This is a genomic window from Chromobacterium amazonense (assembly GCF_001855565.1).
Lineage (GTDB): Bacteria > Pseudomonadota > Gammaproteobacteria > Burkholderiales > Chromobacteriaceae > Chromobacterium > Chromobacterium amazonense.
Genome location: NZ_MKCR01000031.1, coordinates 160,994 through 186,841, shown reverse-complemented (window position 1 = coordinate 186,841; position 25,848 = coordinate 160,994). Strand labels below are relative to the sequence as shown.

General features: G+C 55.6%; 13 protein-coding genes. 12 read left to right on the top strand and 1 reads right to left on the bottom strand.

Features of this window, described 5'->3' with window-relative positions:
• Positions 1 to 496 precede the first annotated feature (496 nt).
• From rimP to rtxA, 10 genes are all read left to right on the top strand, one after another.
• On the top strand, positions 497 to 922 hold the full coding sequence (rimP, locus tag BI343_RS14540; RefSeq protein ID WP_043625877.1) for a ribosome maturation factor RimP: 426 nt from the start codon (positions 497 to 499) through the stop codon (positions 920 to 922).
• 51 nt (positions 923 to 973) lie between these two features.
• Positions 974 to 2,452 (top strand): transcription termination factor NusA, encoded by a 1,479-nt coding sequence (gene nusA / locus BI343_RS14535; RefSeq protein WP_043625880.1) that lies wholly within the window; start codon positions 974 to 976, stop codon positions 2,450 to 2,452.
• A 39-nt stretch (positions 2,453 to 2,491) separates the two neighbouring features.
• A complete protein-coding gene (infB, locus tag BI343_RS14530) occupies positions 2,492 to 5,413 on the top strand; it encodes a translation initiation factor IF-2 (RefSeq protein WP_071110222.1) in 2,922 nt (973 codons plus the stop codon).
• Positions 5,414 to 5,662: 249 nt separating this feature from the next.
• Positions 5,663 to 6,076, top strand: coding sequence for a 30S ribosome-binding factor RbfA (rbfA, locus tag BI343_RS14525; protein ID WP_071110221.1), 414 nt, complete (start codon positions 5,663 to 5,665; stop codon positions 6,074 to 6,076).
• A complete protein-coding gene (gene truB, locus BI343_RS14520; RefSeq protein WP_071110220.1) occupies positions 6,073 to 6,993 on the top strand; it encodes a tRNA pseudouridine(55) synthase TruB in 921 nt (306 codons plus the stop codon). The genes rbfA and truB overlap by 4 nt, the downstream gene beginning before the upstream one ends.
• Positions 6,994 to 7,087: 94 nt before the next feature.
• Complete coding sequence (rpsO, locus tag BI343_RS14515; protein ID WP_043625892.1) at positions 7,088 to 7,357, top strand: 30S ribosomal protein S15; 270 nt, start codon at positions 7,088 to 7,090, stop codon at positions 7,355 to 7,357.
• Positions 7,358 to 7,553: 196 nt separating this feature from the next.
• Positions 7,554 to 9,698 (top strand): polyribonucleotide nucleotidyltransferase, encoded by a 2,145-nt coding sequence (pnp, locus tag BI343_RS14510; RefSeq protein WP_071110219.1) that lies wholly within the window; start codon positions 7,554 to 7,556, stop codon positions 9,696 to 9,698.
• A 356-nt stretch (positions 9,699 to 10,054) separates the two neighbouring features.
• Positions 10,055 to 10,360 carry a hypothetical protein gene (locus BI343_RS19790; RefSeq protein WP_043625898.1) on the top strand — a complete coding sequence of 102 codons (306 nt, stop codon included), beginning with the start codon at positions 10,055 to 10,057 and terminating at the stop codon, positions 10,358 to 10,360.
• 45 nt (positions 10,361 to 10,405) lie between these two features.
• Positions 10,406 to 10,867, top strand: coding sequence for a toxin-activating lysine-acyltransferase (locus BI343_RS19395; protein WP_280513340.1), 462 nt, complete (start codon positions 10,406 to 10,408; stop codon positions 10,865 to 10,867).
• 22 nt (positions 10,868 to 10,889) lie between these two features.
• Complete coding sequence (rtxA, locus tag BI343_RS19390; protein ID WP_083340985.1) at positions 10,890 to 23,603, top strand: MARTX multifunctional-autoprocessing repeats-in-toxin holotoxin RtxA; 12,714 nt, start codon at positions 10,890 to 10,892, stop codon at positions 23,601 to 23,603.
• 116 nt (positions 23,604 to 23,719) lie between these two features.
• Here rtxA and BI343_RS14440 read toward each other — a convergent pair whose 3' ends face one another.
• Positions 23,720 to 24,460, bottom strand: coding sequence for a substrate-binding periplasmic protein (locus BI343_RS14440; RefSeq protein ID WP_071110206.1), 741 nt, complete (start codon positions 24,458 to 24,460; stop codon positions 23,720 to 23,722).
• A gap of 484 nt (positions 24,461 to 24,944) precedes the next feature.
• Here BI343_RS14440 and BI343_RS14435 point away from each other — a divergent pair, with 484 nt between their 5' ends.
• Both BI343_RS14435 and BI343_RS14430 read left to right on the top strand, forming a co-directional pair.
• Positions 24,945 to 25,484: a hypothetical protein gene (locus BI343_RS14435; RefSeq protein WP_139165755.1), complete on the top strand. Its 540-nt coding sequence runs from the start codon at positions 24,945 to 24,947 to the stop codon at positions 25,482 to 25,484.
• Positions 25,485 to 25,588: 104 nt separating this feature from the next.
• The gene (locus BI343_RS14430) at positions 25,589 to 25,846 is read left to right on the top strand and encodes a hypothetical protein (protein ID WP_146131725.1); all 258 of its coding nucleotides are present in this window, start codon (positions 25,589 to 25,591) and stop codon (positions 25,844 to 25,846) included.
• Positions 25,847 to 25,848 lie beyond the last annotated feature (2 nt).

Here is a 25,848-nt window from a genome sequence, read left to right as displayed (position 1 = left end):
CCAGCGCGCGCCGGCGGCGATCCGGTTTTAGCGAGTCGCTGTTTTTTTAATCGTTGTCTTCGCGGCCTGTGACGCTGGCCGCTGGGCTCAAACTGATGTTTGATTCGCGGTAATGTACCGTAACTGAAAAACTCTCGCAAAAATTGTCTGGCATGGAGCCGGGCCGGGGCGGGGCGCTGGTCGGGCTTATGGGCGGTTTGCGATCATGCTCGGCGCGTCGCGGCTGGGTGTGCGATGGCGCGCGCGGGTTGGCGCCGTGTCCAAGGCATGGCGGCTCCCGCGTCCGCGCGGCTCGTTTTGGCCGGCGCGCGCTCAAAATGCCCTTGCAGCGCGATCTGAGCGGCGGGTGTTTGCGCGCGCGTTTTTCGGCGGAAAATGGCCGCCGGCGGACAAAGAACGCGGCCGGGCGCTTAGGTTTTCTTTTTTGCGGAAATAGGTTACAATCGCAGCGGTTAGGGATGGGCGTTTCGCCCATTTTTTATTTGTGGAAAAAGCAATGGATGTTCGTTTGCTGCTGGAAAACACCCTGCAGGGTTTCGGCTACGAGTTGGTCGATTTTGAAATGACCCCGGGTGGCGGTTTTCGCGTATTTCTCGACAAGCCCGGTGGCATCACCGTGGAAGACTGCGTGTTGGTGAGCAATCACCTGACTCGACTGTTCATGGTCGAGAACGTGGACTACGAGCGACTGGAAGTGTCTTCGCCGGGCCTGGATCGTCCTTTGAAGAAGGAAGCCGATTTCGTCCGTTTCGCCGGTCAGCTCGCCAAGATCAAGACGCGGATGCCGATCGAGCAGCAGAAGAAATTTACCGGTCGTCTTGCCGGGGTCGAAGACGGCTCCGTGAAGCTGGATGTGGATGGCCGCATCGTGGTGATTCCGTTCGCCAACATCGACAAGGCTCGTCTCGAGCCTGAGTTTTGATGCCTGGACGGCGATAGCCCGCGCTAAAGGACAAAATTCGGAGAGGAATGCATGAGTCGCGAGATTTTGTTGCTGGTGGATGCCCTGGCGAGCGAAAAGAATGTCAGCAAGGATGTGGTGTTTTCCGCCCTTGAGATGGCGCTTGCCTCGGCAACCAAGAAAAAGTTTACCGATGACGAAATGGATGTGCGCGTCGAGATCGATCGCCACACCGGTCAGTACCAGACCTTCCGCCGCTGGCTGGTGGTGGAGGATGAGCTGCTGGAATCCGAAAGCAAGGAAATCGGCCTGATCGACGCTCGCGAGCGCGATCCGCGCGTCGAGCTGGGCGCTTATATTGAAGAACCGATGGAAGCCGTCGAGTTTGGCCGCATCGGCGCGCAAACCGCCAAGCAGGTCATCCTGCAGCGCATCCGCGACGCCGAGCGCGAGCAGCTGCTGAATGAATTCCTGCAGCGCCGCGAGCACCTGGTGATCGGCACCATCAAGCGCATCGAGCGCGGCAATGCCATCGTCGAATGCGGCAAGCTGGAAGCGGTGCTGCCGCGCGACCAGATGATTCCTAAGGAAAACCTGCGCGTGGGCGACCGCGTCAAGGCTTACCTGCTGCGCATCGACCGCCAAGGCCGCGGCCCGCAACTGATCCTGTCCCGCACCTCGCCCGATTTCCTGGTCAAGCTGTTTGAGCTGGAAGTGCCGGAAATCGACGAAGGCATGCTGGAAATCCGCGCCGCCGTGCGCGATGCCGGCATGCGTGCCAAGATCGCAGTCAAGGCCAACGACGCCCGCATCGATCCGCAAGGCACTTGCATCGGCATGCGCGGCTCCCGCGTTCAGGCGGTGACGCAGGAACTGGCTGGCGAGCGCGTTGACATCGTGCTGTGGGCGCCGGAACCGGCTCAGTTCGTGATCAACGCGCTGTCGCCGGCTGAAGTCAGCCGCATCATGGTGGACGAAGACAATCACAGCATGGATGTGATCGTTGAGGAAGACCAACTGGCGCTGGCCATCGGCCGCAGCGGCCAGAACGTCAAGCTCGCCGCCGAACTGACCGGCTGGTACCTGAACATCATGACTGTGACCGAGGCCGAAGAGAAGCACCAGGCCGAGGACGCCGCGCTGCGCCAGCTGTTCGTCAGCGCGCTGGGCGTGGAGGAAGACATCGCAGCCAAGCTGGTGAACGAAGGCTTTGCCGCGCTGGAAGAAGTGGCCTATGTGCCGCTGGAAGAAATGCTGGAAATCGAAGGCTTCAACGAGGAGCTGGTGGGCGAGCTGCGCAGCCGCGCCCGTGATGCGCTCCTGACTCAGGCCATTGCGTCCGAAGAGCAGGTCGAAAACGTATCGGATGACCTGAAGGACATGGAAGGCCTGGATGCCGAGCTGGTTCGCAAGCTGGCCGCAGGCGGCGTGACCACCCGCGACGATCTGGCCGACTTGGCTGTTGACGATCTGGTGGACATGACCGGCATGGAAGCGGAAGCTGCACGCGCAATCATCATGAAGGCGCGCGAACACTGGTTCAACCAGTAAGGCTTTCTCGGGAAGTATTTACGGAATTTGGGAAGACGAATGGTTTTGACGAATGTAAAACAATTTGCCAGTGAGATGAATCTCTCGCCGGAACGCCTGCTGGAACAGCTGAAGGCGGCCGGCGTGAGCAAGCGCTCGCCGGAAGACACCCTGTCGGCGCAAGACAAGTCCCAGCTCCTGGACTATCTGAAGCGTGCGCATGGCGCGCGCGAGGACGGCGGCATTACGCTGACCCGCAAGTCCACCTCCGAGGTGAAAAAAGCCGACGGCGGCACCGTGACTGTGGAAACCCGCAAGAAGCGCGTAGTGGTGCGCCCGGAAGAAGCCCCGCGCGCCGAAGCGCCGAAGCCGGCCGAGCCGGCTCCCGCTCCGGCCGCCAAGCCGGCGGAAGCGAAGCCCGAGCCGAAGCCGGAGCCCAAGGTCGAGGCGAAGCCGGAAGCCAAGCCGGAGCCTAAGCCCGAGCCCAAGGTGGAAGCCAAGCCGGAACCTAAGCCCGAGCCGAAGCCGGCCCCCGCGCCGGCTCCGCGCACGGTCGCCTCCATCCTGTCGCCGGAAGAAATCGCCGCGCGCGAAGCCGAAGAGAAGCGCCAAGCCGCGTTCCGCGCCCGCCAGGAAGCGCTGATGCGCGAAAAGATCGAGCGCGAGGAGCGTCGCCAGGCCGCCAAGCTGGCGGCTTCGCAACCGGCTCCGGCGCCCGCTCCGGCCGCTGAGCCGCAGCGAGAAGAGCGTCGTGCGGCGCCGGCTGGCGACAATCGCGGCCCGCGTGGCAACGACAACCGCGGCACGCGCCCGGCTGGCGCAGGCGATCGCGGCCCGCGTCCGGCTGGCGCAGGCGACCGTGGTCCGCGTCCGGCAGGTGCAGGCGATCGTGGCCCGCGTCCGGCTGGCGCCGGCGACCGCGGTCCGCGTCCGGCTGGCGACAGCCGTGGTCCGCGCCCGGCTGGCGACAACCGCGGCCCGCGTCCCGGCGTAGCCGGCGCGCCTAGCGCACCATCCGTGCCGGCGACGGTTGCCGGTCGTCCGGACGCCAAGAAGGGCGGCGGCAACAAGAAGGGCGGCGATCGCTGGGATGAAGGCAAGAAGGGCGGCCGCGGTCTGAAGACCAAGGGCGGCGACGCCGGCAACGACTGGAAGTCGCGCGGCGGCAAGGGCAAGAACAAGCAGAACAACCAGCACGCCTTCCAGGCGCCGACCGAACCCATCGTGCATGAGGTTCTGGTGCCGGAAACCATCACCGTGGCCGAACTGGCTCACCGGATGGCCGTGAAGGCGGTTGAAGTGATCAAGACCCTGATGAAGATGGGCATGATGGTCACCATCAACCAGGTGCTGGATCAGGAAACCGCGTTGATCGTGGTGGAAGAAATGGGCCACATCGGCAAGGCCGCTCAGGCGGACGATCCGGAGGCCTACCTGGAAGTGACCGGCGGCGAGACCGTCGAAGTGGTGGAAAAGCCGCGCTCCCCGGTGGTGACCGTGATGGGCCACGTGGACCACGGCAAGACCTCTCTGCTGGACTACATCCGCCGCGCCAAAGTGGCGGCGGGCGAAGCCGGCGGCATTACCCAGCACATCGGCGCTTACCACGTGGAAACCCCGCGCGGCATGATCACCTTCCTGGACACCCCGGGTCACGAAGCGTTTACCGCGATGCGTGCCCGCGGCGCCAAGGCTACGGACATCGTGGTGCTGGTGGTGGCTGCCGACGACGGCGTGATGCCGCAGACCATCGAAGCGATCCACCACGCCAAGGCGGCCGGTGTGCCGATGGTGGTGGCGGTCAACAAGATCGACAAGCAGGGCGCCAACCCGGAACGCATCCGTCAGGAACTGGTATCGCACGAAGTGGTGCCGGAAGACTGGGGCGGCGATACCCAGTTCGTCGAAGTGTCGGCCAAGATGGGTCTTAACATCGACGCGCTGCTGGAAGCCATCCTGCTGCAGGCCGAAGTGCTGGAGTTGAAGGCGCCGGTGGAAACCCTGGCCAAGGGCATCATCGTCGAGGCCCGCCTCGACAAGGGCCGTGGTCCGGTCGCCACGCTGCTGGTTCAGTCCGGCACGCTGAAGAAGGGCGATGTGGTGCTGGCTGGCACGGCATTCGGCCGCGTCCGCGCCATGATGGACGAAAACGGCAAGGCCATCGAATCGGCCGGTCCGGCCATCCCGGTGGAAATCCTGGGCCTGTCCGACGTGCCGCTGGCCGGCGAAGACGCCATGGCGCTGGCCGACGAGAAGAAGGCGCGTGAAATCGCCCTGTTCCGCGCCGGCAAGTTCCGCGACGTGCGTCTGGCCAAGCAGCAAGCCGCCAAGCTGGAGAACATGTTCGCCCAGATGTCTGAAGGCGAGGTGCAAACCTTGTCCATCATCATCAAGGCGGACGTGCAAGGTTCGTACGAAGCGCTGGCCGGCAGTCTGCAGAAGCTGTCCACCGAAGAAGTCCGCGTGGCCATCCTGCACTCCGGCGTGGGCGGCATCAGCGAATCCGACGTCAACCTGGCGATCGCCTCCAAGGCCATCATCATCGGCTTCAACACCCGTGCCGATTCCGCCGCGCGCAAGCTGGCGGAAAACGAAGGCGTCGACATCCGTTACTACAACATCATCTATGATGCGGTGGACGAGGTGAAGGCCGCGCTGTCGGGCATGCTGGCGCCGGAGAAGAAGGAACAGATCCTGGGTACGGTGGAAATCCGTCAGGTGATCTCGGTTTCCAAGGTGGGCAATATCGCGGGTTGTATGGTGACCGACGGCATGATCAAGCGCTCCGCTTCGGTCCGTCTGATCCGCAACCACGTGGTGGTGCACACCGGCGAACTGGAATCGCTGAAGCGCTTCAAGGACGACGTGAAGGAAGTCAAGCAAGGCTACGAGTGCGGCCTGATGCTGAAGAACTTCAACGACATCCAGGAAGGCGACCAACTGGAAGCGTTCGAAATCGTCGAAGTTGCGCGCTCTCTGTAATTGAGACGCCAAGGGCGGGCGCCGGTCTGACCGAAAGGTCGGCGGGCGCTCGCCTTTTTCATGTTTGCGCCACGAAACCCACGAAAAACACGAACAAACCAGCCCGAGGGCAGCAGTGACAAGACTGGCTTGGAGTGAACGCGCTGGCGCACCGTTCTGAGTATCGGTCTCGTGATTGTGTTTCGTGTTTTCCGTGGTTTTCGTGGCTAAAGCGGTTCTGTGAATCGCAAGGTAACGATTGGAATTATCATGGCCAAAGCCAAAAAAGGTTTTTCCCGCTCGGACCGCATCGCCGAGCAAATCCAGCGCGAGCTGGCCGAGCTGACCCGCAAGGGCCTGAAGGATCCGCGCGCCGGCTGGATCACCATCACCCAGGTGGAGGTGACCCGCGACTACTCGCACGCCAAGGTGTATTACACCGTGATGGTGGATAGCACGCGCGAAGCGACTCAGGAGGCGCTGGACAGCTCCGCCGGCTACCTGCGCAACGAGCTGGGCCGCGCGATCAAGATTTTCAGCATTCCGCAGCTGCACTTCGTCTACGACGATTCGGTCGAGCGCGGCATGCACCTGACCAGCCTGATCAACCAGGTGGCGCGCGAAGACGCGGAGAAGTTCGGCGATGTCGCCGACGGCGAGCCGGGCGAGGGCAAGGCCGAATGAGCAAGCCGCGCAGCAACCGCCGCCACATCGATGGCGTGCTGCTGATCGACAAGCCCTACGACATCTCCAGCAACAACGCGCTGCAGAAGGCGCGCTGGCTGCTGAACGCCGCCAAGGCCGGCCATACCGGCGTGCTGGACCCGCTGGCCACCGGCCTGCTGCCGGTGTGCCTGGGCGAGGCCACCAAGTTTTCATCCTACTTGCTGGATGCCGACAAGGGCTACCGCGCCACGGTCAGGTTCGGCGTGGTGACGACCACTGGCGACGTGGAAGGCGAGGTGGTGTCCGAGCGGCCGGCCAACTTCAGCCGCGAGCAGCTGGAGGCCGTGCTGCAACGTTTCCGCGGCGAAATCAGCCAGGTGCCGCCGATGTATTCCGCGCTGAAGCACCAGGGCAAACCGCTGTACGAATATGCCCGCGCCGGCATCGAGGTGCCGCGCGAGGCGCGCCAGGTCACCATCCGCAAGCTGGAGCTGTTGTCGTTCGACGGCGTATCGGCCGAGATCGATGTGCTGTGCACCAAAGGCACTTATATCCGCACCTTGGGTTGCGACATCGGCGAGGCGCTCGGTTGCGGCGCGCACTTGACCGCGCTGCGCCGCACCGCGACCGGCGGCTTCACGCTGGACCAGTCGCATCGGTTGGCCGATCTGGAGCCGCTGGACATGCCGGCGCGCGAGGCCATGCTGCTGCCGGCCGACGTGCTGGTTGCGCACTTTCCACAGGTCGAGCTGCCAGATGGCGAGATCGGCAAGTTTATGCACGGCCAACCCGTGCGTTTTGAACAAAAGTGTGAGAAAATGCAGCGTTTCCGAGTTTACCATCAGGTGACGCGGAAATTCGTGGGGCTGGGCGAGGCTCGCGGCGATGGCCGCTTGCATCCGATCCGGCTCCTGGCGAACCAGGCCAAGTCCTGATCCGCCGCTTACCGGAGTGTGGAATGGGTTGGGTTTTCCGGCTCGCCGCACTTGTCGGGTTTTCAAACCCCCTACTGAAACTGGAGTAATCCAAATGGCAATGACCGCCGCTCAAAAAGCAGAAATCGTTAAAAGCTTCCAACGCGCTGAAGGCGACACTGGTTCGTCCGAAGTGCAGGTTGCCCTGCTGACCGCACGCATCAACGACCTGACCCCGCACTTCAAAGCCAACACCAAGGACCACCACAGCCGTCGTGGCCTGCTGAAGCTGGTTAGCCGTCGCCGCCGTCTGCTGGACTACCTGAAGGGCACTGACGCTGATGCTTACCGCGCGCTGATCGCCCGCCTGGGCCTGCGCAAGTAATCGGTATCCGGTTCTGAAAAAGTCGCAGCTTGCTGCGACTTTTTCACACCGACAGCTTCGCGAGTTTCAATTGTCGTGACAACGGGGGGAGCCTCTACAAATTCAGATCTAGCCGCAGGTCCGAATTTTTAGGGGTTCCCGTTGTTTTTTCCGGCTCGCGATTTTTACAATCGAACCAAGATATAGGGAAACCCTCGTGTTCAATAAGATCACCAAAACCTTCCAGTTCGGCCGTCAAACCGTCACCCTGGAAACCGGTGAAATCGCCCGCCAGGCGTCCGGTTCCGTCGTCGTCACCGTTGACGACACCGTCGTGATGGTCAACGTGGTGGGCGGCAAGTCCGTCAAGCCGGGCCAAGATTTCTTCCCGCTGACCGTGGACTACCTGGAGCGCACCTACGCCGCCGGCAAGATCCCGGGCGGCTTCTTCAAGCGCGAAGGCAAGCAGTCCGAGAAGGAAGTGCTGACCAGCCGCCTGATCGACCGTCCGATCCGCCCGCTGTTCCCGGAAGGCTTCTACCATGACGTGCAGATCGTCGCCACCGTGCTGTCGCTGAATCCGGAAGTGGATTCCGACATCCCGGCGATGATCGGCGCTTCCGCCGCCCTGGCCATCTCCGGCCTGCCGTTCGCCGGCCCGATCGGCGCCGCCCGCGTTGGTTACATCAACGGCGAATACGTGCTGAACCCGACCAAGTCCGAACTGCAAACCTCGCAGATGGACTTGGTGGTGGCCGGCACCCAACGCGCCGTGCTGATGGTGGAATCCGAAGCCAAGGAACTGTCCGAAGCCGTGATGCTGGGCGGCGTGGTGTTCGGCCACGAGCAAATGCAAGCCGCGATCAAGGCCATCAACGAACTGGCCGACGAAGTCAATCCGGTGATGTTCGACTGGTCCGCTCCGGCCAAGGACGAAGCGCTGATCGCCCAGATCCGCGGCATCGCTGGCGACAAGCTGGCCGAAGCCTTCCGTCTGCGTCAGAAGCAAGCCCGCAGCGTCGCCATCAACGAAGCCTGGGATGCCGTCAAGGCCGCGCTGATCAACGAAGACACCGACACGCTGAAAGCCAACGAAATCAAGGGCATCTTCAAGAGCCTGGAAGCGGAAATCGTCCGCGGCCAGATCCTGGCAGGCGAGCCGCGCATCGACGGCCGCGATACCCGCACCGTGCGCCCGATCAGCATCCGCAGCAACGTGCTGCCGCGCACCCACGGTTCCGCCCTGTTCACCCGCGGTGAAACCCAGGCGCTGGTTGTGGCCACGCTGGGCACCAAGCAGGACGAGCAGATCATCGACGCGCTGGCCGGCGAATACACCGAACGCTTCATGCTGCACTACAACTTCCCGCCGTACTCCACCGGCGAAGCCGGCCGCATGGGCCCGCCGAAGCGCCGTGAAATCGGCCACGGCCGTCTGGCCAAGCGCGCGCTGGTCGCCGTGCTGCCGCCGGAAACCGAGTTCGGCTACTCCATGCGCGTGGTTTCGGAAATCACCGAATCCAACGGCTCCTCGTCGATGGCTTCCGTCTGTGGCGGCTGCCTGTCGCTGCTGTCCGCCGGCGTGCCGCTGAAGGCGCACGTGGCCGGCATCGCCATGGGCCTGATCCTGGAAGGCAACCGTTTTGCCGTGCTGACCGACATCCTGGGCGATGAAGATCACCTGGGCGACATGGACTTCAAGGTGGCCGGCACCGCCGAAGGCATCACCGCGCTGCAGATGGACATCAAGATCCAGGGCATCACCAAGGAAATCATGCAGGTTGCGCTGGAGCAGGCCAAGGAAGGCCGTCTGCACATCCTGGGCCTGATGAAGGAAGCCGTGGACGGCCCGCAAGAGTTGTCCGCCCACGCGCCGCGCCTGTATGTGATGAAGATCAACCCGGAGAAAATCCGCGAAGTGATCGGCAAGGGCGGCGAAACCATCCGCGCCATCACCAAGGATACCGGTTGCGAGATCAACATCGAGGAAGACGGCACCATCACCATCGCTTCGGTCAGCAACGAGGGCGCGGAAGCGGCCAAGAAGCGCATCGAAGAGATCACCGTCGAAGTGGAAGTGGGCAAGGTGTACGAAGGCACCGTGGTCAAGATCCTCGACAACAACGTCGGCGCCATCGTCTCCATCCTGCCGGGCAAGGATGGTCTGGTTCACATCTCGCAGATCGCCAACGAGCGCATCAAGAATGTGTCCGATCATCTGAAGGAAGGCCAAGTGGTGAAGGTCAAGGCCATCGAAATGGACGACCGTGGCCGCATCCGCCTGTCCATCAAGGCCCTGCTGGAAGAAGAAGCGAAAACCGCCCAGGCGACCGCTGATTCCTTCGGTCTAAAGACGCAGTAAGCTTTTCTTGACTAAGCCCTGTTTGCAGGGCTGTACAGAAAAACCCCGCTATGCGGGGTTTTTTTATTTGAATCTCAAGAAGCTGATTACATATTTTTGGCAAGCTGTTGCTAACCCAGCTGCAATCATCTACGCGGTAATTGTAGGAAGAGTGAAAATAGATCCTGGAAAATATTGAATTTTGGTAGGTATTAATATTGCGAAGTAAGAGCGCGTAAGGTTGTATCGGTAAGGTTTTTTAAGCGGTGGGAATGGTAATTAATTTATGATTTTGGTGAGTGTATGAGAAAATTTTCATGTGAGTTGAGTATTTAATTCATAATTTCATTATTATCAATAAACACGGAGTAGTTATTATGGAAGAGAAGTTTGTACAAACTGTTGCAAGCGTTAACTATAACAGAGGCGTCTTTTCTCTTCATTTTGTTGGGCATGATCATAATAAGCTGGCACATGGGAATGAGAAGGAGGATGTCGCCCAACTGGTTTTGAAGGGAGTGGTTCATATGCCTGCAGCCGGTTTTATGTATATGGTTGCGATTGTCAAAAGTATGCTGGAAGACCCTAGGATGGAAGAGGAAATAAAGAAAATGATTTCGACGGGTATGATAAACGCAACGCCAGAGACTGGGGGTGTGCCTGTATTCGCGGATCTTGTGTGAAAAGGATTGCCGTCAAAATAAATGATGGGAGTAAATGATTAAATTGTGGCAACGATTTATCAGGCAGGTAAGCTGAGTCAATCGCAAAAACAGGCCATGTTGGGTGGGGTAATGTTGTTAAGTCAATATTCCCCGCTGCACCGAAGGTACTCAGTGGCGGAGTGGCAGCATAGAATCATCCCGGCATTTGATTTAGACCAATTTTGCTACTATGAAGACGATCAAGGACGCCCAGTTGCTTTTTGCAACTGGGCTTTTGTTTCTATTCAGGTGAGAAAAATATTGTTGTCAGGATCTAGGGATTTAATAGAGACTGATTGGCAATCAGGCGATTTTATCTTTATACCAGAGATGATTGCCCCATTTGGTCATGCTCGTGCTGTGGTACGTGATTTGCGTCAAAGAGTATTTTCTTCAAAAAAAGGCCAGCGAGTCTGCACTGTGCGAGGCACTATTCATCCAGATGTGGGTACTTGTGCGCGAAAAGTACAGTGGTTTTCAATTTGAAAGAAGAATAGGAAGGTAGTTTATGGGTAAGAGCGTCTGGAGGAGTGTTGAATATTTTTTTACGGGTAATTATGTTGCTGATGATGACGATAATACGATTAATGCGATAGGGTTTGGTGGCGTCATTCATGCTTATGGCGGTAATGATCAGATTACTGTGGGATCGATAGGTGCAACTGTTTATACAGGCACTGGCGATGATATCGTAAATGCCGGTGCCGCATATTTGAAGGTGGTTGATGATAGTGGCGCATTGACGGTACGTGGTGCCGCAGGTTACGCAACAATCGAAAAAAAACAATCGGGGAGTATAGATTTCAGTGGGTTGAGTGGCGCGGTATCGATACAGCATGATGGGCAGGGTGGAGACATTCATTATCAAGGCGCTGCATTGGCTAATTTATTAACAAGGCGGGGTGTTTCAGGTAATGTCTTTTTCTCAGGCGCAGGCGGGTATAACCAAATTACCCACCATACTGATAATGGCGATTTGCGATTTGATGGAGCAGGGGGCGCAAATCAGCTAGAGCGTACATGGTTTCAGCACTATCAAGGATCGAGCGGGGAAATTTTTTTTTCTGGTGCAGGCGCAGCCAATATCATTACCTCACGTGTAGAGTCTGGCAGTGTAAATTTATATGGTGCTGGAGCATATAACCGCGTTCTGCGCCAGGGGCGAGATGGTGATATTGATTTCAGAGGCTTGGGAGGATGGAATGAGCTATCTCGGCTTTGTCACGATGACGATGATTTCCAACGAACACGTGGCGATATCCATTTTTCAGGAGCTGGGGGGTACAATCGAATTATATCGGATGTGGCCAATGGAAATATTCACTTCAAGGGGATTGGGGGATTTAATCATATCACACGGAGAGGTGGCGAAGCTGGCAATCCGTTAGCCTCTGCTGGTGCTGATACTATTCGATTAATTAGTGGTACTTTGGGTGGTGAATGGGTTAATCAGGCAAAAAAAGTTTCGGCTATTAAATCAACGGTTCGCCCAAATACTTATATTTTCGCTATTGTCGATGATGGTTATACCAAAGTCAATCAGGTTGAGTTGTTAAACGATCCTGTTAGTGGCGCGCTTCGGTATATTTCTACATCATGGTACCGTACTGGAGATCATCTAAATCAACTCAGTGATATGCATATCAGTGAGCAAGCTGGATTTACACCAACAAAAATCAATGGGGTGGGTGGAGCGTATAGTCTGACAGGGCTTAGTTATGAGCATCAGAAGGCTGCCCATGTCCAGGCGATAGAAAGCGAAATTAAAAAGGATCAATGGGTAAGTTATGGCGGAGGGCTAAAGCAGGAAGTAAATAATATCGAGATTATTTCTGCCAGAATAGGGAGTCTAGGAGAAAACCATGTAGATAGTGGCGTGACTGTTGATGCAGTGAGATCGATTGCTCAGTCTAATTGTTATATCTTTGCAAGATTTGAAAATAATTATACCAATGTTGTCAAGCTGGAGCTTGTTAATGATGGTGTAACCGGTGAGATTAGATATCGAACGAGTGCTTGGAGAAAACCGGGAAATAATGTTTCCTCTATTGCTGAAGAAACTATTGGCGAATCAAACGGGTACAGCGCGCTGGAAGGTGGTGAGTATGAAATAAGCGATCTTAATTATCGGATCAACACCGTGACCGCCCTGTCGGGAATTTTGACGCAAGTGCAAAACCATTCTGTAAATGATTTTGCAGAGCGTCCGCGGAGGGAAGGAAATACTGAAGGCAATATTAATTTTGAAGGCGCTGGCGGGGGGAATCTGATCGAATCGGATGTGTCGCGAGGGGACATTCACTTCAGTGGAGCTGGCGCTGCAAATATCGTCATCAAGAAAGGCCTGCAGGGCGATCTGGTATTCCGTGGCGCGGGCTTGGCCAATGTATTGCTGCATCTAGGCGCGCAAGGACGCATGGATGTGTATGCGGCCGGTGCGGCGAATGTACTGATCAGACGTGGCGATGGCAACTATCTTGCACGTCTATTGGCCTATGGAAATATTTCTGTTCATCATGGTGATGGCGATGGCCAGGTCCTGATGCTAGGCGGAGCGAATGCGCATACCCACATCGGCCGAGGCCGTGAGCATTGGTTGGCTGCCGGCGGCTTCAATGTATTCACCAAAGTGGGATCGGGGGCGGTAGACGCCGTAATGGCAGGCGGAGGCAATGTGCTTTCTGTTTTGGGTGGCGGCGACTTGTCTGCCGGCCTGCTGGGCGGGGCCAATGTGGTTAGCCATATTCATCAGGGGAATGGTGAGGCCGATACCCGAGTTATCGCGCTTGGCGGCGCCAATGTACTGACCAAATATGGTGATGGCACGCTGCAGGCGATGTTGGGAGGGCAGCTCAATGTCTTGACACATATTGGTCAGGGAGCAACCCAGGCAATCATGCTTGGGGCTGCTAACGTGCTGACTAAAGTAGGTGAAGGCGATCTGAGTGCGGTCATGCTGGGCTGGGGCAATGTGCTAAGCCATGTGGGCAATGGCCGCACGCTGGGCGTGATGGCCGCAGCGGGCAATATCTTTACCAAGGTGGGCGATGGTACTTCGATTGCCGCGATGGTTGGGGCTGGCAATGTATTCACCCATATTGGACAGGGCGATGCCTGGGCATTGATGGGCGGTGTGCTCAATGTTTTCACCAAAGTAGGCGATGGAAAAGCGCTGGCTTTGATGATAGCCAAGGGCAATATCTTTACTCATGTCGGCAATGGCCTGACCGTAGCGCTGATGCTGGCAAAGGGCAATGTGGCCACCAAGGTTGGGGATGGCATGACATTGGCCGCCATGATTGGCGGCGCGAATGTGTTCAGCCAGATTGGCCATGGCGAAACGTTTGCCGCAATGATAGGCAAAGCCAATGTCTTGACCAAGGTCGGCGATGGCTTGACTGCCGCGCTGATGGCGGGCAAGGCCAATGTTTTCACGCAAGTGGGGCATGGCATCAGCCTTGGCTTGTTTGCAGGCGATTTCAACCTGATGACGAAAGTTGGCAATGGCGCGACGCTGGCTGCGGCGTTCGGAAAAGCCAATGTCATGACTCATGTAGGCAGCGGCATCACCGGAGTTTTGGCCTTGGGCAAAGCCAATATCGTTACCAAGGTGGGTGATGGATTGCTTGGGGTATTGGCCAAGGCTGAAGCCAATGTGGTGACCCATGTAGGCAACGGCGTTACTGCTGCTTTGTTGTTGGGCAAGGGCAATGTGCTGACCAAGGTAGGGAATGGCGCCACCGTGGGGCTGTTGGTTTCCGACGTGGGCAATGTGCTGACCCAAGTAGGAGAAGGCCTGCAAATTGGCTTTGCCAAAGGCAAAGCCAACCTGATGACCAAGGTGGGAGCTGGCGATCAAATTGTCGCAGCCTGGGGCGAGCTGAATGTATTGACCCATGTAGGCGATGGTTTGGGTGTTCGAGCGGCCAAGGGGCGAGCCAATGTATTGAGTAAGATAGGCCAGGGTGGCCAGCTCAGCATCGTGCAGGGTGAGGCCAATGTGGTGACCCATATTGGCGATGGTGACGATTATGTAGGCGCCTGGGGGCGCGCCAACGTGGTGACTAAGGTGGGTGCCGGGCGTCAGGTCACATTGGCGAAAGGCGAGGCCAATATCATCACCCAGGTGGGGCAGGGCGATGGCTACCAGGCCTTGCTGGGGCGTGCCAACCTGGTGACCAAGGTGGGCGATGGTATTCAGGTTACGGCAGCCAAAGGCGAAGCGAATATTGTCACGACTGTAGGAGATGGGCTGAGCGTGACCGCCGTTTACGGCAAGCTCAACAGCAACATCAAAGTGGGAAGCGGCACTAGAGTCAATGTCGCCTGGGGCAACTACAACCTCAATACCCAGTGGGGCGATGGCCTTAATGTTGCCGTGATGAAGGGCAGAGGCAATGCCAACATCCAGATTGGCGACGGCATGATGATCACCGCCGCTTATGCGCGGAATAACGTTGTGGTCAAAGTCGGCAATGGCGACTTCTATTCCCTCGCGGTGGCCAGCAGCAATACGGCCAGCAATAAGTTGGCGGAGTTGTTTGGCAATATCAAGCAAACCCTGTTGGGTGCGGCGGCCAGTCAGGCCATCAATTACCTGGTGCAAGGAGACGAAGGCGACACTTCCGGTGTATCCCGCCAGGGACGGGGAGGATTCCGGCTGCCGGGACGGCAAAGCCGGACTGGAGCTGACGAGGAAAGCCTTGGCGTAGAGCTGGCTGAAGTCCAGCAGTTGCAGGGTTTTCGTTTGGATGAGATTAGCCAGACGGATTCAAGCTTGGCCAGTGATCTGCGTGGCCAGGTTTCACGGCCGCAGGATGTGGACGAGGGGCAGCACGCCAGCCGCTTATCGATAGACGAGCAAAGCGTTGCGCGGACCAATCTGATCGTCAATGGCGATTTCGAACAATATGGCCATGGCTGGCAATCCACTCATGGCATCGAGGCTTGGCTTGGCGCCGGTGTATACGGGCTTTCGGCTGAAGCTAAATATGGCCAATTCTCCAGCGAACTGTCTACTGACCGCAATACTACGATTTATCAAGATCTGGATGGCCTGCGCGGCGGACAGACCATTACATTGGATTTTGACTTTGCTCGCCGTCTGCATGCAGGCCTAGAGCACGGTATCGAAGTGCGCTGGAACAATGTTCTGGTTTTCAGCAGCCAAGGCGATGCCGCCGAGTGGCAGCATAAGCAATTACAACTTACCGCAGTGGCAGGCCGCAATCGCATCTCCTTCAGCGGCACGGGGCCTGAGAATAGCCTGGGGTATGTGATCGACAATGTCGCCGCCTATGCCGCTGCGATGCCGGACGTCAACGTGCCCAACATGGGAGTGCAGGTGGCTCAGGACCAAGCTGCGGCGGAACGTGACCAGCAGCGCCTTGAACAAGAAAAAAAGCGTCAGTTGGCGGATATCGAAGGTAGCCTGAGGCAGCTGGAAGCAAGCGATGAGCAGCAATTATCGCGTAATGGTGATTGGCTGCGTGATGTCTTGAATGAAGAGGCTGATGCAGTGACATCACGCTTGGGCCAAATGACACACGGGTTGGAATCGTTTGCCACACCGAGACTGGAAGGTGGTTCTGGCCATGCTTGGCGGGATCGTTTTGCAGCCGACCTGCCAGCGGATGCCCAAGAGCAGTTGGCGAGGGCGCAGGCGGCGGCATCCGATGCGCTGAACACGGTAGATCAGCAGCATCAGCGCCAGCAAGCAAAGCGTCAAGAAGCCTTGCAGAAAAGCGAAAGAGGCCGGCGGCGAAGCGAGGAGGCACGGTTGCGCAGTCAGGATCAGGCGCGGGCCGCAACTGCGCAGGGCGAGGAACAAAGAGTGAAGGCGCAGAGCGCCCAGCAACAAGCGCAGGCCAGGCAAGAGCAGGCTAACCAGGATGTGGAGCTGGCCCGCCAGCGTGGTGCGCAGGCCGCAGAAGAAAGCCGTCAAAAAGTGGGTCAAGCCGCTTCCGATGCCAAGAGTGTGCAACAACAGAGCGATGCCAAGCCGGAGCGTGAGGTTCGCAGGGTAGCAGTGGCCGAGCCTCCGCGCGCTGATGCGCCGGAGCCGGATGAAACGACCGAGGCTAATGATGTGGATGAAATCGATGGCGAGGCGGGCAGCACGGAAACCCCCGGCCAGATTGCATCAGATTTGGGTGGGTTGGAGGATGCCCGGGCCGCGGTCAATCGCCTGCAGATCAATGCAGGCGTGCGGGCTAGATCCCGTCGCCACTCCGGGCAGATTCAAACGGCACAGCAGAACGCTGACGTGGTGGCTTCGCTCAAAAAAGACTTTGAGCAGCGTGAGCAAGGTGAGGTGCCAAAGCCTAATCGTGTCGCAGATACTGATGAATTGGAAAGTTTGGGGCAGACGAGCGGCCTCAGGAGTGAGGGGCAAGGTTCTGCTGAAGAAGCGGAGAGGATGCCATTGGATGGCCTGATCACGCGCCAAGCATTGCAACAGGAGGCTTCAGTATTCGCCAAGCGCATAGGACCATCCTATCGCGCGATTCTGGATGGTCTGGAACGGCTATCCACGGTCGGCGGTGACACGCAGCTAGTTGAAGGCCTGGCCTTGCATCAGCGGCTTAGCCGTTATCTGGCGGAGCATCCCACATCAGGACGCAATCCTGCCTTGGGCCGGTTACGCGCCCAATTGGAAGAAAAGATGTTTGCAGGCGACATGCTGTCGCGGCGTGAGGATTTGCTGGCAGTAGCGAAAGAGAGCCCTCAACTAGCCGTGCGACTGTATCAATTGGCGCGAGAGGCTGCGCGTAGCGGCGATACTGAATTGGGCGCAGCGGCAATTGCTTGGGCTCGCTTGGAGCCGGATGCAGCGCTCGCCCATCTCAACGCCTTGGTCGATGTGGAACCTGGCAAAACGTGGCGAGTGGATAAAGCCGCATTGGCCGGCATTGCGGATGAAATACGACGAGCGACAGGCAATACAGCCGATCCAGTGAGTGTCCATGGGCTTCCCCAAGCTATCGAGTCGACGCATGACAAGCAAGCACAAAGCAGGCTATCGAGTAATTCAAGCGGGCGCATGGATTTTATTGATCGTGTGATGCAGATGCCGGATGCGGAGCTGGAGCGCTATCTAGTGCGCAAGAATCCAGCCCTGAAACCACTGTGCGACTATGTTTTTCGAGGTGTCGACCTGCCGGATGGCCGCTTTGGCCGGATCACATCCCAGTTTGTGTCCAAGCAGCATTTATTGGCGTTCAGCGTAGCATCCAGCTTGGGCAACTTCGCGGTCAGCGCGCGCGAAGCCGGTGCGCTGACGCTGGAACGTCTGGCAGATGGCGCGGCGGCCAAGGGGCACGATATCTTGGAAAAAACGGTCAAGGGCAGTTCCTTGAGCGGCGCGTATGGCGCGGAGGGGGCACAAAAGCTGGCCTGGCTGCAGGAGCTGGGGCTGGCTGGATTGGTTGGCCATTGGCATCCGGAAACGAAAGCATTGCTGGGTTTCTACGTGACTCCGGATCTATACGCGCTGCGCGATGCTTCCGATGAGGCTATGAAAGCGTTGGGGCAGCAGGTTAAGCGCGTAGACGCCGATCATTTCTATTTCCCGGTTGACATGAGAGACGCTGAATCCTTGCGTCGCAGCACCGAGTTGCTGCGGGCCAGCCCGCAGTGGCAGCAAAAGATGTATACCGGCGACTACGATCTGCACGACATGCTCAGTTTTAGCGGTCGCGCGCATTCCGTGCCCAGCAGCAGCCAGACCGAACGCTTCATCCGCGGCATGCTGAATGCCGCTGTGGCGGCCAAAGACGAGAGCCGTCCTTTGCGCCGCGGCTCGCACCATACCGTGCAGCATGGCCCTCAAGTTAGCTACCCGGCCCACATGGGAGCGCATGAACAAGGCGTGCCGCTGGTGGGCGCCGTGGCCAATCCATCCTTCCCATTGGCTTTGTGCGATAGAGGCGTATGGCAGCCGATTGTCCATGATACTGCCCAATTGCAAGGTGCCTACCAGCGCATGGGCGCACGCCTGAAAGTGACCTGGCAGCCAGGAGAAGACCATCCCCGCTTTGTACCGGATGGCGAAAATGGGCAAGTGAGAATGGTGCGGCGCCCGTCGCAAGATTCTGCGGGACTGCCGAGCGATTCGAGTGGTCCGAGACATGCTGTAGCGGGGCAAGGCATGCTGAGCCAAGAGAGCGAGCCCGTTGTCAAAGCTCAAGAACAGCTTGGGCAGTCGGCAAGAAGGGACTTGCAACCAGATATTGCACGGTCTTCTGCTCGAGTACCAGCATTCGACGAGGATTTAGAAGCTTTGGGAGGGCGACAGGTTGCGAAAGATTACTTAAATAAATTTGACAATATCATTTTCTTCCTCCCTAACTCACCAAATTATGGTGAGCAGGCAATTAATTCACGCCCAATAAGAGAAATTAGTGAGTCTTTAATGGGTGAGGGGAAAAAGTTAGTTGTGCTAACAAATGAAGATTATAATTTTAAACAGAGAGTTAGATTAGGTTTGCGTGTTGAAGGGGAGGATGCTAATCGTTTTGATACGGAAGATTTTTTAAGATTTTTTGCGCAGTCTGAAGTTGAGATTCATAAAGATACAAATGGTAAATGGTCGTTCAATTATTCTAGAGATATGGTTGCTTCGGAAACCAATCAATTTGAAGTTGAAGATTTAATTGAACGTTATAGAGATGAATTAAGAGGGCGGTCTGATTATGGCGAAGCGTTAGATTTGGATATAAAGCTTAAGGAATTCCATTCTTTTACTGAAGGCAAGCCGAGTAATGACGAAAGCTTTAAGCGCGCTGGCGCGAATATTGAAATTGAATTCACGCATCAGCTGGATTATATTTCTGCACGAGAGAAGTTAATTAAGTTGTGCCCGGGAGTTGAGGACAAGGTTCAATTCTTGGATTTGACAGAGAGCGATGGTGCTAATTTTGTAAAGCTGTTGACAGAAAAAAACACGCTAATTCTATCTGGAGCAACAGATACGCGAACTTCTATTTTTGATAGTTATGCAAGTGGTGTTGCAGAGTCAACCAGAGTAACTGAGATAATGATGGGAGATAAGGATCATGGTGCTAGGAGAGGAGTTTATGTAAATGGTAAGGAAGTGTTGGATGGCTTTCCTAAAGGAATTGAAGAGAGCGCTATATACCCTTCAGTTGTTGATAAAAATGCTATAGATAGGAGTAATTTGGCCGAAGCAGAGAAGGGCAATTTAAATAAGCTGATTTCACATGTTTCTGATGCCGGAATGTTGTATGCGTATGGCTTTCATCAAGTGCCAATTGAAAATAGGCTTTCTTTATTGGATGGGATGCGTGATGCATTGATAAAGTCAGAAGCAGGGAAGCGCTCTGTTATTTTTGTTGCCGGTGATGTTGGCATTCCTATTTCAAGTGAGTCGATGGATTGTGTTCGTATTGATGATGCAGTACGTTTTGAGGCTGAGTTATCGAAAAAAACCAATAAGCCACTTGTTGTGCTTGCAGGGCAATTACCATCTGATGTAAATGATCTTGTAGTATCTAATTCACGTCTTGTTATTGCGGAGGGTAAGGGGACAGTTTCTTTTTGTCAGCAAAATAATATACGACATCTGATTTTGCGTAAGCGAGAGGGGGGCGAGCATGTTGTACAGGTGACGCAGTATCATGATAGTGGAAATGAGTTGTTAAGAAAAGAATTGGAGTTGCGTTCTGAGAATTTGTATAGTAAAGATTTGAATCTAGTAAAAAACACCATTTCTGATGTTTTCTTGGATGTGGATGATTTTTTTTTAAAAAATCATTATAAGAATATGAGTAGTAGTCAGAATCTGTTGCTGGAAACGTTGGAGAGAATTGGCTCAATTCAAAAGATAGAAGATGTTGATAATGATAGACATAAATTGCAATCGTTAAGTAGATATCAGGAAAATGCGGAACGTCCCATTCTGGATATTTCAACTGAACTGGCTCAATGGCGAACCGAGCAAGTCACCTCGCCAACCCGCGGCGAGACAGCAAGCCGCTTTGATGGCCAACTGATTTTCCAGATGGAGAATGACCCCGTGGCGGCCAGGGCGGCCGCGCGATTGGCGGGCAAGCATCCGGACAAGAGCGTGTTGGTGCAAGTAGGCGCCGATGGCCAATACCGGGTAGTGCATGGCGAACTGTCCCGTTTGCGCGGCAAGCTGCGTTGGCAGGTGGTGGGGCATGGCAGTGAGGGTGGGGTGGATGGCAATGGCCGCTTGGGCGGTTACGACGCCGAGTCTCTCGCCGCGCGTCTACAGCATGTGAGTAACGATATTGCGCGTGCGCATGGCATTGAAACCCAAGCCGAACATGTCAGCTTGGTGGGGTGTTCCTTGGTTGGCTCATCCAGGCAGGATGGATATGCGCGCGGCTTTTTCGAAGCCATGGAGCGCAAGGGGGGTGTTGCCAGCGTTTCTGCGCGCAGCAGCGAAGTGGCGGTGGATTCGCAAGGCCGCAAGCATACCCGCGCAGAGCAGGGAGATTGGCTGCGTAAAGAGCCTGAGCATAAAGTAGTATTCAGCCGGGGAGAGGATCAGCAACTGCAAGTGCGGCGCGAGTCGATGCGCAGCGGCATCGCCGAGGGCGATATCAACCTGGCAAGGGTAGGGCAATCAAGTCGCGCATCGGCTAGCGGTGCCATCGCAGACAATCAGGATGTATTCCAAGCTCCGAAAAAACGCGTTGCCACAAATCAAGAGGCAGATGCCGGTTCGGATAGCGGGCAGCTGAGCTATTCCGGCAATATCCAATTGCAATTGGGCGATGGCGAGTTCACTACCGTCAATTGGGGCACCTCCAATTTGGGAATCAAGGTAGGCGTTGGCGGCATGAAGTCGCTGGTTTTCGGCGATAACAACGTGATGGTCCATATCGGCGATGGAGACAGCCAGCATAGCGTGGACATCGCCGGCTATCGCGCGCTGGAAGGGGCGCAGTTGTTTATAGGCAACCGCAACGTCAGCTTCAATATGGGGCGCAGCAATGATCTGATCGTGATGGCGGACAAGTCCATTCCCATGCCGCCGCTGGTGAATCCGTTTGATGGCGCCGCGCGTATTGCCGGCGTGCTGCAAACGATTGCCGGGAACCGCGACCAGAGCCAATGGCTAAGCGCGCAATGGGCGCAGTGGACCCTGGCGGGCGTGGAAAAATATCTGGCCGATACGGCGGGGCTGGATCAAACCAGCAGCGTAGACTATGCCAGCCTGACCGCCTTGGACAGCCAACATCAGCGCAGCAGCCGCGGATTGAAGAGCGATATCGAAGCCACATTGAACAAAAAGTTCAATCAATGGCAATCCAGCCAAGGACAACAAGGCGGTGGTCAATTGAGCCGGGCGGACAAGCTGCGCCAAATGAATGAAAAATTAGCCTTCAATTTTGCGGTTGGCGGGCAGGGCGCGGATATCCAGATCACCACGGCTAACTGGAATTTTGTCTTTGGCGATAATATCCAGTCCATTCTGGATACCAACCTGGGTTCGCTATTTGGATTGCTGACCCAGCAATTCACCGCCACAGGCATGGCCAAAACCACCTTCACTTTTACGCCAACAGATCTGCCGCGACAGCTGCAAAACCGCTTGTTGGGTCGTTTGGCCGGAGTGGGCAGCGATACAACCTTGGGTGATATTTTCGGCGTGGATTACACCGCGCAAGGCGGTTTGGTGTCTAGATCCGGCGACGCCATAGACGGGCCCGCCATGCTGCGTGAAATGCTGTCTGTCATTGCCGACTTCGGCGGCGAGCAACTGGCGGCTTTTACCGACCCGGCCCGTTGGCTGGATGCATTGGAGGCGGGAGCGGCCTTGGGGAAAGACGCGCTGAGTTCTTTTGCCCGAAGCCATGGCTTGCAAGCCGCGGCTCCTGAAGAAACAGACGATGCGCCGCCGCCAGCGGACGCTTTAGCGCCGGCAGAGACAGATCGTAAGGCGTTTGGCCTGAATGCATTGCATCTGCCGAACTTGTTCGCAACCTTGTTTAGCCAAGACAAACAGAGCGAGATGGTGCAACTGCTCAGCAATCTCAAGCAAAATCTGAGCGCCGATCTGCTGAATATGCAAGAGCAGACTTTTGACTTCCTGCGTAATAGCGGCCACCTGCAAGGCGACGGAGACATGCATGTTTCCTTGGGGAATTACAACTTCAATTGGGGCGGGGATGGCAAGGATCTGGGCGCCTATCTGGGAGAGAACAACAACTTCTGGGGAGGACGAGGCGATGATGTCTTTTACGCTACCGGCACTTCCAATGTCTTTTCTGGAGGCGCTGGCTCAGACACTGGTGTGCTGATGGGGCGAGAGAACATGATGTTTGGCGGCGCGGGCGACGATGTCGCGGTGCAGGCTGGCCGCATCAATCACGCATACTTGGGAGACGGCAATGACCAAGCCTATGTTTTTGGCGAGGGAGGCGTGATCGACGGCGGCGCCGGCCAGGATTATCTGGTGGTTTCCGGCAACTACAACAGCATGGATGGGGGCGCGGGGCAGGACTTCGTCGTCGCCATCGGCAACCATAACCAGATCAGCCTGGGCCAGGGCAATGATTATGCCCTGGTGTTTGGCAATCATAACCGCCTGCAAGCCGACCATGGCCGAAACCAGATCAAGCTCATGGGTTATCACGCAGTGGTGACGGGCGCGGATGAGAGCGACTACCTTATTGCTGACAGCGGCTCCAAGTTCAGCGAATTGTCTGCCGGAGCGGGTGACGATGTGCTGGTGTTGGGCGGCTATCAAAACCGTTTTTCAGGTGGAACAGGCGTAGATAGCTTTGTGTTGTCGGACGCGGTGATTGATTGCGAAGTGCTGGATGCCGAACAGGACGACTATATCGTACTGGATGATATTGATCAGCAGGATATCTGGTTCAAGCGTAACGGAGATGATTTGCAGATTTTACTGAATCGGTGCGATGAAACAGCGGGAGCCAGCGATCAGGACCGTTTCGAGCAGATAGGCGCAGCGACATTCAACGGATATTTTTCCAGCAAACGTGCGCAAATTGTCTTGGAGCTAGGTGAGGTCCAGAAAAACAGCCTGCGTTCTTATACTGCTCTCAGCCATCAGGCGGTCGATGCATTGGTTCAGGCCATGAGCGGCTTTGCGCCTGAGGCGGGCCAGGCTGGCTTCATCAATAATATGGATCAGGCCTCACGCCATGTCGTACAGACTGCGTGGAGCATGGCTGTGCAAGGAGAGGGAAAGTTGATAGTTTAAATTTAACCTGATCGCTATTAATTGAATGTAGAACTCCTCCGCTGAGGATATGGCATGCGCAAAGTAAGATGCTATATCTTTAGCGGGGGATTTTAAATTTAAACGCCTGCTTGCATTTAATTGGAAAGATACGATTGAATCAATTTTTCATAATCAGGGGTCTTTTTATATCTCTCAATTGCATTGCGAACTTTTTCAACGAGAGCCTGCGGCGTTTTCTTTGAAGTAGCGATGTAATCTGCCTCCGTATCAATTGAACGGCCGATTTGCACCTTTCTTACATCGTAACCCTCCTTCTGCAGTAAGTGCATGCCGCCAATCACACCCGTATACCATGCATCTATTCTGCCTAGCAGCAGCTTTTTTGCATTGCGTGTCTCCTCAGTATTTCTATCTATTTGTTCACTGCTCAAGCCGTTTCGCTGCAGGGTGGCTTCATAACCAGTTCCGGCTAGTACGCCTACTTTGTATTTCCCGACCTCGGCGATGCTATCAATTTTGGTTTTCCCGGGCAGGGTGAGAAAAGCGATATTGGAGTCGTATAGCTTGCTTACCCATACGTACTGATTTTCGCGCTCTGAATTTCGGGTTAACGGAATGATGAAAGAATTGCCTTCACTGTCTGATTTAACTTCGGCCTGCGCGCGTAGCCACGGCTGCCAAATGAGCTGAAAGCGGATGTGTTGAGCGCTAAGCGCGGCGGTAATAATTTTCCCGGCAATGCCTCCAATTTGATCATCTGCTAGGCGGTCTGTCTCGTTGGGGAATTCATAAGTGCGGATGATGACTTCAGCAGCCTGGGAGTGAGAGAAATTGAATAGTGCGAAAAATATAAAAAATACAATATGGGGTTTCATTTTAATTGCCTTAAAGATTGAATGCTCTATTTATAGAGTAAAAAAATTGAATTTTCAATGCGTTAAATTGATGGCTACATGATTGAGTGGACTATTAAAGTGCAAAGATAAAAAGCTTATTTCTATATGATTTTAAAAGGGGCGCTGAGTATATTTCTTTGCTGTGCGCGGATTTTCCATATGTTCCAATCTATTGCCGATGGCATGGCATCTTCACTTGCTCGCAAGATTAAAATCATGTTGTTTTTCAAGTGCTTATCGGCGATGGGTAATGTTGGCTAAGAGTCAGTAAGGCTTGATTTGTTTGATTATGGAATGGTAATGATTGCTAAGTGTTATTCATTTCATGATTGCTGGAATCCGTGGGATGATGCCCCATCTGTTGATTCGCCATCGTTTTGCAAGCTAAGCCAAATCGAAGTGCCTTTGATGAAGGTGCCTGTGGATTGACAAATCTATAAGTGACTTTTTAAAGGTGGTTGTGATGGTTTCTGGCATTGGTGGAGTGAGCAGCGGAATGTATACCCCGGCATATACGGCTATGGAGTCTATTAAAACGGATGTCTTGCTTTCTGCAGCTGCTGCTCAGGAGCAGGGGGAGGAAAAGAAGAAGAAACTGAATCCAGCTTTGGCTTTGTTGCTGGTTTCAATGTTGCTGGAAAATTCTTCGTTCAATTCCACTTCGTCGGCTAAGGCTTGTATCGCTGCTACGGCAGCCCAGGCCGGTGGAGATCATGCTTGGTTCCAAAATGAATTAAGCAAACTTGGCCAGCAATTCGCCACAAACCCAGGCGGGGAGGGCTTGGCAGGGCAAGTCCAGAACATGCTTCAGGCACTGGCTCCCACTCAACCCGCCAGCTCGGCTTTGAGTCAGCAGCTTAACGAGGTTTCTGTGATGAGTTCGGCTGTCTCGTTTGGTTCGGCTGGGCAGGGCGCCGCAGGCGTAATGGCATATAGCCAGGTTGCAGGGATGTCTGCTGGTGGAATGGCTATGGCGGGCGGCGCGATGAGCGTTTCTGCGTAACAGAATGTAGGTAGTCGGATGCGCATGCCCGTAGGTTGTTTAGCAGGGTAGTAATAAAAATTTTTGGATAGATGCCGGGTACGGCTGAGAGCAGTGAGGTGTGTATGTTGGATGTGTTTTCTGGTATGAGCGCGGTATTGCATCGCTCAAAAGTGGAAAGCCTGCAAGTGGCGGTGATGGAAAAGCTGGAGCGGTTTACTGAGCGGGATGAGGAGTTTTGTCGTTTGCATCGTGTAGGGCGTATTTGTAAACAAGTATTGAGCATGGCCGCTCCAGGCCAGTATTTGTATCTGACCAGGCAAGAATTGAATGAGATCAAAATGGCGATGAAATCGATTCCTTCTGTCATTTGCCATTCTTAAGA